Source organism: Pseudogemmobacter bohemicus (assembly GCF_003290025.1).
GTDB classification, from domain to species: domain Bacteria; phylum Pseudomonadota; class Alphaproteobacteria; order Rhodobacterales; family Rhodobacteraceae; genus Pseudogemmobacter; species Pseudogemmobacter bohemicus.
The window spans coordinates 163,329-176,614 of the sequence record NZ_QNHG01000003.1; the positions used below are offsets into that span (position 1 = coordinate 163,329).

The following is a 13,286-nucleotide window of genomic DNA, read 5'->3' on the forward strand; positions in this document are numbered from 1 at the left end:
GGCCGGTCGGGGTCAGAACCAGATCGCCAGCGCTTTGCCCGGGATGGATCACAGCAAATGCCCCGATTTCGCGGCCTTGGTGGCAAGATAGGCCGCGTTTTCCCGGGTCTTGCCGACCTTCAGCGGCACCCGTTCCACCACTTTCAGCCCGCATGAATCCAGCATCGCCACTTTGCGCGGGTTGTTGGTCAACAGACGCACCTCACGGAAGCCGAGGCCGCGGAGCAGTTCTGCCCCGATGCGGAAATCGCGCTCGTCATCTTCGAATCCCAGCCGGTGATTGGCATCGACCGTATCAAAGCCCTGATCCTGCAAGGAATAAGCGCGCATTTTATTGGCAAGGCCAATGCCGCGCCCCTCCTGGTTCAGATAGAGCAGGACGCCCGCGCCTTCCTCGCCCATCTGGGTCAGCGCGGCATGAAGCTGCGGCCCGCAATCGCATTTCAGGCTGCCCAGCACATCGCCGGTGAAACAGGCGGAATGGAGCCGCGCCAGCACCGGACGGTCGCGCGCCGGCTGGCCGATCTCGATTGCATAATGCTCATCGCCGCCATCATCGGGGCGAAAGACATGCAGCCTGCCGGCACCAGCCAGCGCCATCGGCAGCCGGGCCGAGACCACATCGTCAAAGGGCGCCAGCCGCGACAGCGCCGGCAGCGCCTCGTCGATCCGAAGGAAGGTCAGCCCGTGATCGGCCGCCAGCACCAGTGGGTTCTCGACCCGCACCAGCAGCGCGGCGGGCAAGAGATGCGCGGATTTCGTCAGCAGTACCGCCGTCCGGTGCAGCACACCCGAGCCGCCGTAAAGCCCCCTGACCGGCCCTTTCATCGGCACCCTCAGATCGTCCTGCGGATCGGCAATCGCCTTGAGCCAGGCGGTGTCGGCGCTTGCAGGCACTGCGATCCGGGCGATGTCGCCATCGCAGGCAAAGGCCTTCAGCGTTTCGGCCCGCCAGGCGGTCAATGCCAGTTCCGGCTCGCCGAAGCTGCGCAAAGCCGCGAGGCGCGCGGGCTCCAGCGGCTCGATGGCGATGGCCAGAGCAGCCTCGCCCTCACCCGCCAGCAGCACCGGCACACCCATCCGCAAATCGCCGCGCGCCCGCGACAGGCGCTCGGTGATATCGGGTCCAAGCGAAGAAAAGGGGCCGGCTGCTGCAGTCATCACACGTCTCCTGGCCCCGTTAATCTGGTCGCGGGATGACAGAATTGAAATATATCCCGCTCCTGCGACACGAGGCCGTGACTCCCTTGTCGCAAATCTTGCGGGAAATGTGAACGCGCCGCATCTGTTTCTCAAGGAAACGAAAGGACCGTATCATGGCCCAGCTGCGCAAAATTCTTCTGGTGGATGACGATGACGACCTCAGGGAGGCCTTGTCCGAGCAACTGGTGATGACCGAGGATTTCGACGTCTTCGAGGGCCGCACTGGCGCCGAGGGGATGGAGAAGGCCAAGGCCGCCATCTATGACCTGGTGATTCTCGATGTCGGGCTGCCCGATACCGATGGGCGCGAGCTGTGCCGCCGCATGCGCAAGGCCGGCGTGAAATGCCCGATCACGATGCTGACGGGCCATGACACCGATGCGGATACGATCCTTGGCCTTGATTCCGGTGCCAATGATTATGTGACCAAGCCCTTCAAATTCCCGGTATTGCTGGCCCGCATCCGCGCGCAGCTGCGCACGCATGAACAGTCAGAGGATGCTGTGTTCCAGCTTGGCCCGTATTCCTTCCGTCCGGCGCAGAAGCTGCTGGTCGATGAGAAGGAGAAGAAGATCCGCCTGACCGAGAAAGAGACCAATATCCTGAAATTCCTCTACCGCGCGCAATCGGGCGTGGTTGCGCGGGATGTGCTCTTGCATGAGGTCTGGGGCTATAATGCGGGGGTCACGACCCATACGCTTGAGACCCATATCTACCGGCTGCGGCAGAAGATCGAGCCCGATCCCTCGAATGCGCGGCTGCTGGTGACGGAAAGCGGCGGCTACCGGCTGGTCGCCTGACTTGTTGCGACCGTGCCGTCCAGCGAAAAGTCGCTGCAATTCGACATAATGTCGCTTGATTCACCGCGCCTTAATGCATTGCGGCGCATGATGGCGTGGTGAGGCCGGTTCCTCCGGTCTGAGAGTTCCCCTTGCCGTGTCGGGGTTATGGCACGGCATCCTCCCTGTTGGACTGGCCGGGCTTTTGCCCGGCCTTTTTTTGTGCATGGGCTGCGGGCTGGTGACACTGCCCGACCGACTGTTGCAGCCTTGCACTGGTCCTTGCCCTTGCGCCGGGACAGGAACCGCCGCATTTCATGGTTGGGCCGTTTCATGCTATGGATGCCACACCTCCCTGTTGGACTTTGCCCGGTGTCTCGCGTTCCTCATCTGCGGTGCCGGGCTTTCTTTTGCGCCGTTGTCGGCCTAGTCTCCGCCCCGGAACACGTTTGCCGGAGAGAGAGATGAGCTTTACCCTCGCCACCTGGAACATCAATTCCGTGCGTCTGCGCGAAGGGCTGGTGTCAAAGCTGCTTTCCGAGGACGCGCCGGAGGTGCTGTGCCTGCAGGAGATCAAGACGCCGATCGATAAGTTTCCGACCGAAAGCTTTGCGGCGCTTGGCTATCGCTACATGGTGGCGCGCGGGCAGAAAGGCTATAACGGCGTGGCGATCCTGTCGAAACTGCCGCTGGAGGATGCGGGGGACCGCGATTATGCGGCGCTTGGCCATGCGCGGCATGTGGCGGCAAAGCTGGAAAACGGTGTCACGGTCCACAATTTCTATGTGCCGGCAGGAGGCGATATTCCCGACCGTGAGCAGAATGTGAAATTCGGCCAGAAACTCGATTTCCTGACCGAGATGCGCGATGTGTTCCATGCGGACCGGCCGGAAAAGGCCATTCTGGTCGGAGATCTGAACATCGCGCCGCGCGAGGATGACGTCTGGAGTCATAAGCAGCTTCTGAAAATCGTCAGCCATACGCCCATCGAGGTCGAGCATCTTGGCGCGGCACAGGAGGCCGGCAAATGGGTGGATATCACCCGCCAGGACATACCCGGGGGCCGGCTGTATTCCTGGTGGAGCTACCGCGCCGCCGATTGGGATGGTGCCGATAAAGGCCGGCGGCTGGATCATATCTGGGCAACCCCGGATATCGCGAATGCGGGCCACGGCTCGCGCATCCTGCGCGCGGCGCGGGGCTGGGAACAGCCCTCCGACCACGTCCCGGTCTTCGCAACATTCGACCTCTAGGCGCCTCCGATTTCTTGCAAGAAATCGGCCCGTTTTGTGGTCACAAAACGGGTTGCGCTATTGGCTGTCGATCAGCGCCGCAAGCACCGCCTGCGCATTTGCGCTGTCCCATTCCGCGTCCCCGATCATGCGCGCGACTTCCTGGCCCTCGGGGTTCAGGATCACGGTAACCGGCAGCGCCATCACGCCCATCTGCCGCGAAAGCTCTGATTTCGGATCGCGCAGGATCGGCAGATCGGTGATCGCGGCCTCGGTGTAAAAGCGCTCTATCGCGGCGGGCTCATTTCTGCCCGTCGCCACCGGCACCACGGCCAGATCCGGCATCGCCTGTTGCAGCCGGTTCAGCGAGGGCATCTCGGCCCGGCATGGCGCGCACCAGGTGGCCCAGAAATTCAGCACCACCCATTTGCCGCGATAATCTTCCAGCGAGGCGGGCGCGTCGTCCAGCGTCACCAGCGCGGCCTTCGGCAGATCCACCGGTATCTCATGCAGCGCGAGCTTCTTCATATCGCCCTCGCGCAGCGCCGCCACATTCCCCGCCACATCCTCCGCCAGGGCCACATTTGCACCAAGCGTCAGCGCGGTATAAAGAGCCGCCAGAAACAGCCGCATCACAACTCCATTCTTCCGAGGCCCCGCATGTCTGAACAGGACCAGTCCAAAGCCGCCAACCAGATGTGGGGCGGGCGTTTCGCCGAAGGGCCGGATGCGATCATGCAGGCGATCAATGCCTCGATCGGATTCGACAAACGGCTTTACGCCCAGGACATCGCCGGCTCGCGTGCCCATGCTGCGATGTTGGCGGCACAGGGTATTCTTACCGATAGCGATGCCGGGGCGATACGGGAAGGCCTCCTCACCGTCTTGTCAGAAATCGAGGCCGGGAATTTCCCATTCCGGGTCGAATTGGAAGATATTCACCTCAACGTCGAATCCCGCCTGACCGAGATCGTGGGTGAAGCCGGCAAGCGGCTGCATACCGGGCGCTCGAGGAATGACCAGGTGGCGGTCGATTTCCGGCTTTGGGTACGAGACCAGTGTGATGCGGCGATTTCGGGCCTGACCGCTTTGATGCGGGCCTTCATCGCTCAGGCCGGGCAGGGCGCTGACTGGGTGATGCCGGGCTTTACCCATTTGCAGACCGCCCAGCCGGTGACCTGGGGTCATCATATGATGGCCTATGTCGAGATGTTCGCCCGCGACCGCTCGCGCTTTGAAGATGCCCGCAAGCGCATGAATGAAAGCCCGCTGGGGGCTGCGGCGCTGGCCGGGACCAGCTTTCCGATTGACCGTCATGCTACGGCGGCGGCGCTTGGTTTCGACCGGCCGACCGCGAACAGCCTCGATTCGGTTTCCGACCGCGATTTCGCGCTGGAATTCCTGTCGGCGTCTTCGATCTGCGCCATGCACCTGTCGCGTTTCGCCGAAGAGCTGGTGATCTGGTCCTCTGCGCAGTTCCGGTTTGTCCGGTTGTCTGACAAATGGACCACCGGCAGCAGCATCATGCCGCAAAAGAAGAATCCCGATGCCGCCGAACTGCTCCGTGCCAAACTGGGCCGGATCCTTGGCGCGACGGTGGCCCTGTTCACCATTATGAAGGGCCTCGCGCTGACCTATTCCAAGGACATGCAGGAGGACAAGGAACAGGTCTTTGACGCGGCCGACAATCTGATGCTCGGCCTTGCGGCGATGACCGGCATGGTGTCCGACATGACGGCGAACCGCGACAGCCTGACGGCGGCGGCGGCAAGTGGCTTCTCGACCGCGACCGATCTGGCTGACTGGCTGGTCCGGCACCTGAATCTGCCGTTCCGCGAGGCGCATCACGTCACCGGCACCCTTGTCGGCATGGCGGAAAAGGCCGGTATCGACCTGCCGGATCTGAGCCTTGCGCAGATGCAATCCGTGCATCCTGGCATCACCGATGAGGTTTTCACCGTGCTCGGCGTGGAAAACTCGGTGAATTCGCGGGTCTCTTACGGCGGAACCGCGCCTGTGCGGGTGCGCGAACAGATCGCCCGCTGGAAAGAGCTGCTCGGCTGAGCCACGATCCGGAAAAGGGAGTTTCCGATGCGCCTTGTTGCCTCTCTTAGCCTCACGATCCTGCTGACTGCCTGCGGCGTTGCAGGCGATCCGAAGCATCCTGACGAGAAGGTCAGCTTCTCGGGCAGTCTGAGCCTCGGCGCGAGCCACAGTTTCTGAGATGCTCCGGGCGGGGCTGGCCCTTTGTGTTGTCCTTGCGGGTTGCGCGCCCAAACGCGACCCGCTGGCCGATGGCCAGGTTGTCTATGACCCGACGCTCGGGCTTCATGTCTCGCGCAACGGCACTGTCTATCCCTCGGCTTCGGCCAATGTCGCGGGGGTGACGGTCGGCGCCAGTTCGGGCGGCGGCTATGTCGGCACAAGATTTGGACCGATCCGCCTCAGCGCCGGGTTCTGATCCGCCCGCCTCTCTCGGCTATCGCTGAATTGCGCTATCCCGACGCTCTGCTATAGCAAGGCGCATAAGCGTGATGCGAAAGGGCCGGGCATGGATCATTTCCTCTATCAGGGCGGCATTCTTCATGCCGAGGATGTGGCGATCCCCGAGATCGCGGCGGCGGTCGGCACGCCGTTTTACGTCTATTCCACCGCGACCCTGACCCGCCATTTCCGCCTGTTTTCCGAGGCGCTGTCGCCGCTGCCGCATCTGGTGTGCTTCGCGATCAAATCGCTGTCGAATGTCGCCGTGCTCAAGGTGCTGGGCGATCTGGGCGCGGGGATGGATGTGGTCTCTGTCGGCGAATATCTGCGCGCCAAAGCTGCTGGTGTGCCGGGCGAACGCATTGTTTTCTCGGGCATTGGCAAGACCCGCGCCGAGATCCGCACCGCGCTGGAAGGCGGCATCCGCCAGTTCAACGTGGAATCGGAACCCGAGATGCGGGCGATTTCCGAGATCGCGACTGAACTGGGCAAGGTGGCCCCGATCACTGTCCGCGTGAACCCCGATGTTGACGCGAAAACCCATGCCAAGATCGCGACCGGCAAGAGCGAGAACAAATTCGGCATCCCCATCGCCCGCGCCCGCGCGGTCTATGCCGAGGCGGCGAAATTGCCGGGCCTGAAAGTCGTCGGCATCGACGTGCATATCGGCAGCCAGCTGACCGATCTGGCGCCGTTCGAAGCTGCCTTCGACAAGGTGGCGGAGCTGACCGAAACGCTCCGCGCCGACGGGCATGAGATCACCCGGCTCGACCTCGGCGGCGGGCTTGGCATTCCTTACACGCGCTCGAACGAGGCGCCGCCCTTGCCGGTCGAATACGGCCAGATGATCCAGCGCAAGCTCGGCCATCTGGGTTGCGAGATCGAGATCGAGCCGGGCCGGTTGATTTCCGGCAATTCCGGCATCCTCGTATCCGAGGTCATCTATGTGAAAAACGGCGAGGGGCGGGATTTCCTGATCCTTGATGCCGCGATGAATGATCTGGTGCGGCCCTCGATGTATGACGCCTGGCATGACATCGTGCCGGTGACCGAGGGCGGGCCGGGCGCTCCGACCCAGCCCTTTGACGTGGTCGGCCCGGTTTGCGAGACCGGCGACACCTTTGCGAAAGCGCGCGATCTGCCGTTGCTGGCGGCGGGTGATCTGGTCGCCTTCCGCTCGGCGGGCGCCTATGGCGCGGTGATGGCCAGCGAATACAACACCCGCCCGTTGATTCCCGAAGTTCTCGTCAATGGGCATCAATTCGCTGTCATTCGGGAACGCCCTACCTTTGACGAAATCCTCGCGCGCGATAGACTGCCGGCGTGGATGAAGGATCAGTAACCTCCGCCGGGACCGACAGGCCCCGGGCGGCGAAGGGAGACCGGATGGCAGCGCGACAGTCCGACCAGCAGAACGACAGCGCGACGGCTGCGGCGCTCAAGGCGCTGAAATGGCCGCGTCGCCTGACGCTGGCGGGGCTTTGGGCCGAGCGTCTGGCCCGCGCCTTCTGGCCGCTCTGGACCATCCTTCTGCTGGCCTTCTCTGCGGCGGCTTTCGGGCTGCATGAGGTCGGCACGCTCTTGCAAGTGCAGATCGGGCTGGGCGTTCTGGCGCTGGCCGCGCTTGTTGCGCTGGTCTGGGGCCTGCGGAAGTTCCGCCGTCCGACTTCGGATGAGGCGCTGATCCGGCTGGATGCCTCGCTGCCGGGGCGGCCGATTGCGACTTTGCGTGACAGCCAGGCGATCGGCGTCGATGATGCGCAATCCTCGGCGGTGTGGCGGGTTCACCTGGCGCGCATGGCCGAAAAGGCCCGTGCCGCCCGCGCCGTGCCGCCGGATCTGCAACTCGCCTCGCGCGACCGCTGGTCCCTGCGCTATGTGGCGCTGACGGCGGCGGTGATGGCGGCCTTGTTCGGCTCGTTCTGGCGCGCAGCCGAGGTGGTGGCCATCGGCCCTGGCCCCGCCCAGGCGATTCCCGCCGGCCCGGTCTGGGAAGGCTGGGCGCGGCCCCCTGCCTATACCGGCAAGCCGGCGCTTTATCTCAATGATATCACGGCGGATGGCTTCGAGGTGCCGGTCGGCACCCGTATCCAGATCCGCATCTATGGCGACAGCGCCGGGCCGCAGATCGACCAGACCATCGCCCAGGTCGCGCCTCCCGCACCCGAAGGCGAGGTCGCTGCCGCGATCCCCGAAGGGCTGAAAGGCCTGACCGAGCTGGTGGTCAGCCAGTCCGGCCGCCTTGCCATCGGCAGCGCCGGCGCCGCTGGCGGGCGCGAATGGCAGGTCATGGCCACACCCGACCTTGCTCCGGCCATCGCCGTTTCCGGCGAGATGGGCCGCGAGGCCGATGGCCGGTTCAAACAGGAATTCAAGGCCAGCGACGATTACGGCGTCACCGCCGGCCGCGTGACGATCAGCCTGCAACCTGAAAAAGTCACCCGCCGCTACGGGCTTGCGACCGAGCCCGAGACCTGGGCTCCGGTCATACTGGACCTGCCGATGCCGATGAAGGGCAACCGGGCCGAGATCACCCAGACCCTGGTGGATGACCTCTCGGAACATATCTTCTCGAATATGCCGGTCAGCATGGTGTTCACCGCGATGGACGCGGCGGGGAATGAGGGTAACTCGGCGCCGTATGAGGTCACGCTGCCTGGTAAACGCTTCTTTGATCCGATGGCCAATGCGGTGGTCGAGATGCGGCGCGATATCCTCTGGAATCGCGAGAATCTGCCGCGCGCGCTGGAATTGCTGAAAGCCATCGGCAACCGGCCCGAGGAGCTGGCGCGCTCGCAAAACGCCGCGAAACGGCTGCGGGTACTGGTGCGGGGCGTCGATGCCATGGCGCAGCCGCTGACCGACGCGCAGCGCGATGAGGTGGTCAAGGAGCTGTGGGATATCGCCTTCATGTTCGAAGAGGGCGATCTGGGCAATGCCTATGACCGGCTGCAACGCGCCCAGGACCGGCTGGAAGAGGCGATGCGCAACGGGGCCTCTCCGGAGGAAATCGAAGAGCTGATGAAAGAAATGCAGCAGGCGATGCGCGACTATACCAAAGAGTTGCAGCAAAAAGGCCCAGGCGAGCAAAGCCAGGGTGAGGGCGGCCAGACCATCACCTCGGATCAGCTGCAAGAGATGCTGGATGAGATCGAGCGGTTGATGAAAGAGGGCAGGACCGCCGAGGCGATGGCGAAAATGGAAGAGCTGCGCCAGCTGATGGAGAATCTCCAGGCCAATAACAGCCCCGGCGAGAATGGCCAGCCTGGCGAAGGTGGTCAGGGCACGATGAAGGATCTTGGCGAGACGCTGAAGGATCAGCAAGGCCTCTCGGATGACGCTTACCGCGACATGCAGCGCGGCCGGAATGGCCAGCCCGGCGCCGATCCCGGCGAGTTGGCGGATCGCCAGCGCGCGCTGCGCGAGCGGCTGGATGAAATGCAGAATGGCAAGATGCCGGGCGATGGCTCGGAAAAGGGCGAAGACGGGCGGGAGCGGCTGGGCGAGGCCGAGCGCGCCATGCGCGAGGCCGAAGAGGCGCTGCGCCAGGGTGATCTGGCCGGCGCGCTGGACAAGCAGGCCGAAGCGATGGAACGGCTGCGTCAGGGCATGCGCGATTTTGGCGACGCTCTGGCCGATATGGAGCGCGAGCCGGGCGCCGAGGGCGGCAATCAGGAGCTGCGCGACGCCCGCCGTGTCGATCCGAATGCCGTCGACCCGCTGGGCCGCGAGCCGGGCGATTCGGCGCGGATCGGGTCTGACCGCAATATGGTGCAGAACAACCCCGATCAGCGCGCGCAGGAGCTGTTGGACGAGATCCGCCGCCGCTCGGGCGAGATCGGGCGTCCGGATACCGAGCTGGATTACCTGAAACGGCTGCTGGAACTGTTCTGACCGCAGAATTGTTCTGGTGGCCGGGTTTCGCTGGCTGCCGGGTGCCGGAATAAAAAGGCCGCGCCGTGCAGACCGGCGCGGCCTTTCTGTATCATATACGGCCTGTCAGCCGCCGCTGCCGGTATCGCCGGTCATCGCCTGGGTTGCCTGATCCATCAATGAATTCAGCCAGCTGCGCAGATTGTCAATAAAGCCGACATAGGCTTGCAGCGCGCTTTCCGCCGCCGGAATCGAGGCGATGATCCGGTCGGAAAAGACATAGATCAACGCGGCAATGATCAGCGCCAGCATCGCAAGCAGGAAGCCGGTGCGGAACCCTCCCCGCGTCAGATCGGGCAGCGAATCCACCTCGGAATCGAGGTCGAAACGGCTTTCATCGGGTTGCAGGGTGGAGTTGATTTCCTCGACATCGGGCAAAAGATCGCGCCGTGCCATCGGGCGGCTGGGCTCGGGATCCGGCTCGTCGAGATCCTCGCCGCGCAGCATGGCGAGACGCTTTTGCTGCGCGGTCTGTTCCGCAGTGGGGGCCGGCATCGACAGCTCGGGCTGTGATTGCAGCCCGGTATCCGCCTCGGCCCGGCGATTGGTGCTTCTTTGGGCTTCGGCCTTGCGCACACTCGCCTCGCGCTCGGCCTCGTCGCGCAGGATCGAGAGCACAGCCTCATCCAGCTCGCGGCGCACCGGCTCGGCGACGGGGGGCGGTGCCTGGACCGGCTCGGGAGGGGGCGCCTTGCCGATCAGTGCGGCTTTCAGGGCATCGGTTCCGGTAAGATCCGCAGCGGCGGGGGCTGCTTCTTCCGCGTCCGCGATGACGTCGCCAATAGCGGCCACGACCAGATCCTGCTCTTCGGGATCCTCGGGTTCTCTGATGATTTCTGGTTCTTTTTCAGTGACATGGCCGCTGATACGGGCAGAGGTGTCAGGCGTGGCCCGTTCTTCTTTCACCGCAGAAACTGTGCGGACGGCATCGCCACCATCGCTGTCGGCTGCAACAGATACCGGGGTATACGCTTCCTCGACCGGCTCTTCCGCTACCGGATCAACCGGAAGCTGAAACCAGGCATGGCCACAATTCGAGCACTGAACATCGCGCCCGGCTTCCGGGATTGCGTTGTCCGGCACATCGTATCTGGCGTCACAATTTGGACATGCCAGTAACATGAAAATCCCCGCCCGAAGCTAAGCCCTTTTCTCTTCTAACAATAATCCTGCATTCGTCCAAGACTATGTGACCCGGTCTTGTGCAATCCCCGGCAGCCGTGCGAATTAAGTCATGGTTTGTCTGGCGGCGCATAAGGCTCGGGGCGCGCGCGCGTGGTGTTGATCGCAGGGAGATCGGCAGTGATTGCCTTTGAAAGTGCAGCCTATAACTATGGCGGCGGAGAGCTTTTGTCGGACGTGACGCTTAAGCTGGCGCCCGGGTCTTTCCATTTTCTGACCGGCCCCTCGGGGTCTGGAAAGACCACTTTCCTCAAGCTGGCCTATGCCGAATTGCTGCCCACTGCGGGCCATGTCACCATCTTTGACCGCGAGGTGAAATCGCTGCCGCGCGATGATGTGGCGAATCTGCGCCGCCGGATCGGGGTGGTGCATCAGGATGTGCAGTTTCTGGATCACCTGCCGCTGGCCGCCAATGTGCAGCTGCCGCTGACGGTGGCGGGACGCAGAAGCGAGACCGGCGATCTTGGGGAATTGCTGAAATGGGTGGGCCTGTCGCATCTGGCCGATGCGCTGCCGCCCTCGCTTTCCGGGGGGGAAAGGCAGCGGGCGGCGCTGGCCCGCGCGATCATCATGGGGCCGGATGTGATCCTCGCCGATGAGCCGACGGGGAATGTCGACTGGGAAATGTCGCTGCGTCTCCTGACCCTGCTGGTCGAGCTGAACCGCATGGGCAAGACGATCCTGATCGCCACCCATGATCTGAACCTGATCCGCCAAGCCAAGAACCAGATCCCGACCCGGGTGCTGCGGATTTCAAAACGGCGGATTCAGCTGGCGGGGGTCGATCTGTGAAACTGCCAAAACCGATTGCCCGCGCCGTCGCGCTGATGTCGCCGGATGCCCGTTCCGACCGGGTGGTGCCGCCTTCGGGTCATACCGCCTGGCTGACCTTGTTCACGGCGGCCGCGATGACCTTTCTCTGCGTCTTTGCCATTGCACTGTCGCTGGCTTCGGGACGGCTGGCCGGGCGCTGGTCGGATGCGATGGCCAGGACCTCGACGATCCGCCTTGCCGCGCCGCCGGCGCAGATGGACCAGCAGACCGAGGCGATCCTGACCCTGCTGGCGGCGACGCCCGGCGTGGATTCAGCCCGTGCTTTGACCGATGAGGAAAACCGCGCTTTGCTGGAGCCCTGGTTCGGCCCCGAACTGCCCATCGAAGAGCTGCCCCTGCCGCGCCTGATCGAGGTGACCGAGGGCGATCCGGGCTATGATGCCGAAGGGCTGCGGCAAAGGCTCAGCGCCGAGGCGCCCGGCGCGGTGCTTGATGACCATACCCGCTGGCGTCGCCCGCTGGCCGAGGCCGCGTCAAAGCTGCGCCTGCTGGGGCTGTTGTCGATCGTGTTGATCGGCACCGCCATGGCCGCGATGGTGACGCTGGCCGCCAGCGCCTCGCTTGAGGCCAATGCCCAGGTGGTGCGCGTCCTGCGCCTTGTCGGCGCCCGCGATCAGTATATCGCCCGCGCCTTCGTGCGTCGTTTCACCCTGCGCGCCTTTGCCGGCTCCTGTGTGGGTGCGGTGGCGGGGCTGATCGGCATCCTCTTCCTGCCCGGCGCCGATACCGCAGGTGCCTTTCTCACCGGGCTTGGCTTCACCGGCTGGTCCTGGCTTTTGCCCTTTATCCTGCCGCCGCTGGTCGGGCTGGTGGCGTTCTTCTCGACCCGCACCGCCGCCCTGCGCAAGCTGAGGGAGTTCCGATGAACGCGATCCGCTGGCTCTTCTCGCTGATTTTCATCATCCAGATGTATGTGATGATGGCGGTTGTGTCCGTTCTGTTCTTCCCCTGGGCGCTGCTCTCGCGCGAGGGGGCCTTTGCCGCCTGCCATTTCTATGCCCGCTGGGTGATCGTGACCGCGCGGATCCTGTGCGGTATCCGCACCGAGGTGCGCGGCGAGGTGCCCCAGGACGAGGTGATCGTCGCGGCCAAACATCAGAGCTTTTTCGACATCATCGTGATTTTCGCAGCCCTGCCGCGCCCGAAATTCATTATGAAACGCGAGCTGATCTATACGCCCTTTCTCGGGCAATATGCGCTCAGGATTGGCTGTATCCCGGTGGACCGCGGCAAGCGCGGCGCAGCGATTGCGAAGATGAAGGCGGATGTCCAGAAGGGCCTGGCCGAGCCTGGCCAGCTGGTAATCTATCCGCAGGGAACCCGTGTCGCTCCGGGGGTGGTCAAACCCTATAAGGCGGGGCCGGGGCTCCTGTATCAGCAGCTGGAACAGCCCTGCGTGCCGGTGGCCACCAATATCGGCCTGTTCTGGCCCAAACGCAGCATCCTGCGCAAACCGGGCCTTGCCGTGGTGGAGTTCCTGCCGAGGATCGGCACCGGGCTGCCGATGCAGGAATTCCTGTCGCGGGTCGAGACCGAAATCGAAACCCGCTCGAACCGGCTGATGGCCGAAGCCGGATTTGTTGCTGAACCCGTCGCCGAAAGCAAGCGGCCCCCGGGCTGACCCCGGAGGCGCGTCTGG

The 13,286-nt window shown here is 63.9% G+C and carries 13 protein-coding genes; 10 read left to right on the plus strand and 3 right to left on the minus strand.

What is annotated here, in order from left to right; all coding sequences use genetic code 11:
- Window positions 1-48: 48 nt before the first annotated feature.
- Window positions 49-1,161 carry a GTP cyclohydrolase II gene (ribA, locus tag DRF71_RS15565; protein WP_112311485.1) on the minus strand — a complete coding sequence of 371 codons (1,113 nt, stop codon included), beginning with the start codon at window positions 1,159-1,161 and terminating at the stop codon, window positions 49-51.
- 155 nt (window positions 1,162-1,316) lie between these two features.
- Between ribA and DRF71_RS15570 the strand changes: the two genes are divergently transcribed.
- Together DRF71_RS15570 and DRF71_RS15575 are read left to right on the plus strand one after the other, a co-directional pair.
- The gene (locus DRF71_RS15570) at window positions 1,317-2,003 is read left to right on the plus strand and encodes a response regulator transcription factor (protein ID WP_112311486.1); all 687 of its coding nucleotides are present in this window, start codon (window positions 1,317-1,319) and stop codon (window positions 2,001-2,003) included.
- A 443-nt stretch (window positions 2,004-2,446) separates the two neighbouring features.
- The gene (locus DRF71_RS15575) at window positions 2,447-3,235 is read left to right on the plus strand and encodes an exodeoxyribonuclease III (RefSeq protein ID WP_112311487.1); all 789 of its coding nucleotides are present in this window, start codon (window positions 2,447-2,449) and stop codon (window positions 3,233-3,235) included.
- Window positions 3,236-3,292: 57 nt separating this feature from the next.
- On the opposite strand, the gene DRF71_RS15580 is transcribed toward DRF71_RS15575, so the two are convergent.
- Window positions 3,293-3,850: a TlpA family protein disulfide reductase gene (locus tag DRF71_RS15580; protein ID WP_112311488.1), complete on the minus strand. Its 558-nt coding sequence runs from the start codon at window positions 3,848-3,850 to the stop codon at window positions 3,293-3,295.
- Window positions 3,851-3,874: 24 nt separating this feature from the next.
- On the opposite strand from DRF71_RS15580, the gene argH reads away from it, so the two are divergent.
- From argH to DRF71_RS15600, 5 genes are all read left to right on the plus strand, one after another.
- On the plus strand, window positions 3,875-5,278 hold the full coding sequence (argH, locus tag DRF71_RS15585) for an argininosuccinate lyase (RefSeq protein ID WP_112311489.1): 1,404 nt from the start codon (window positions 3,875-3,877) through the stop codon (window positions 5,276-5,278).
- A 27-nt stretch (window positions 5,279-5,305) separates the two neighbouring features.
- Entirely contained in the window at window positions 5,306-5,437 is a 132-nt protein-coding gene (locus DRF71_RS29055) for a hypothetical protein (protein WP_269814374.1), read from the plus strand.
- Window position 5,438: 1 nt separating this feature from the next.
- Complete coding sequence (locus tag DRF71_RS15590; protein ID WP_112311490.1) at window positions 5,439-5,675, plus strand: hypothetical protein; 237 nt, start codon at window positions 5,439-5,441, stop codon at window positions 5,673-5,675.
- A gap of 90 nt (window positions 5,676-5,765) precedes the next feature.
- A complete protein-coding gene (gene lysA, locus DRF71_RS15595; RefSeq protein ID WP_112311491.1) occupies window positions 5,766-7,040 on the plus strand; it encodes a diaminopimelate decarboxylase in 1,275 nt (424 codons plus the stop codon).
- Window positions 7,041-7,084: 44 nt separating this feature from the next.
- Window positions 7,085-9,592 (plus strand): DUF4175 domain-containing protein, encoded by a 2,508-nt coding sequence (locus DRF71_RS15600; RefSeq protein WP_112311492.1) that lies wholly within the window; start codon window positions 7,085-7,087, stop codon window positions 9,590-9,592.
- Window positions 9,593-9,697: 105 nt separating this feature from the next.
- Here DRF71_RS15600 and DRF71_RS15605 read toward each other — a convergent pair whose 3' ends face one another.
- The gene (locus DRF71_RS15605; protein ID WP_157971113.1) at window positions 9,698-10,714 is read right to left on the minus strand and encodes a zinc ribbon domain-containing protein; all 1,017 of its coding nucleotides are present in this window, start codon (window positions 10,712-10,714) and stop codon (window positions 9,698-9,700) included.
- 219 nt (window positions 10,715-10,933) lie between these two features.
- Here DRF71_RS15605 and DRF71_RS15610 point away from each other — a divergent pair, with 219 nt between their 5' ends.
- From DRF71_RS15610 to DRF71_RS15620, 3 genes are read left to right on the plus strand one after another with little or no spacing between them, the layout of a single operon-like run.
- A complete protein-coding gene (locus DRF71_RS15610; RefSeq protein ID WP_112312100.1) occupies window positions 10,934-11,605 on the plus strand; it encodes a cell division ATP-binding protein FtsE in 672 nt (223 codons plus the stop codon).
- A 35-nt stretch (window positions 11,606-11,640) separates the two neighbouring features.
- A complete protein-coding gene (locus tag DRF71_RS15615) occupies window positions 11,641-12,513 on the plus strand; it encodes a cell division protein FtsX (RefSeq protein ID WP_112312101.1) in 873 nt (290 codons plus the stop codon).
- Window positions 12,510-13,268: a lysophospholipid acyltransferase family protein gene (locus tag DRF71_RS15620; RefSeq protein WP_112311494.1), complete on the plus strand. Its 759-nt coding sequence runs from the start codon at window positions 12,510-12,512 to the stop codon at window positions 13,266-13,268. Before DRF71_RS15615 ends, DRF71_RS15620 begins: the two co-directional genes overlap by 4 nt.
- The last annotated feature ends 18 nt before the right edge of the window (window positions 13,269-13,286 follow it).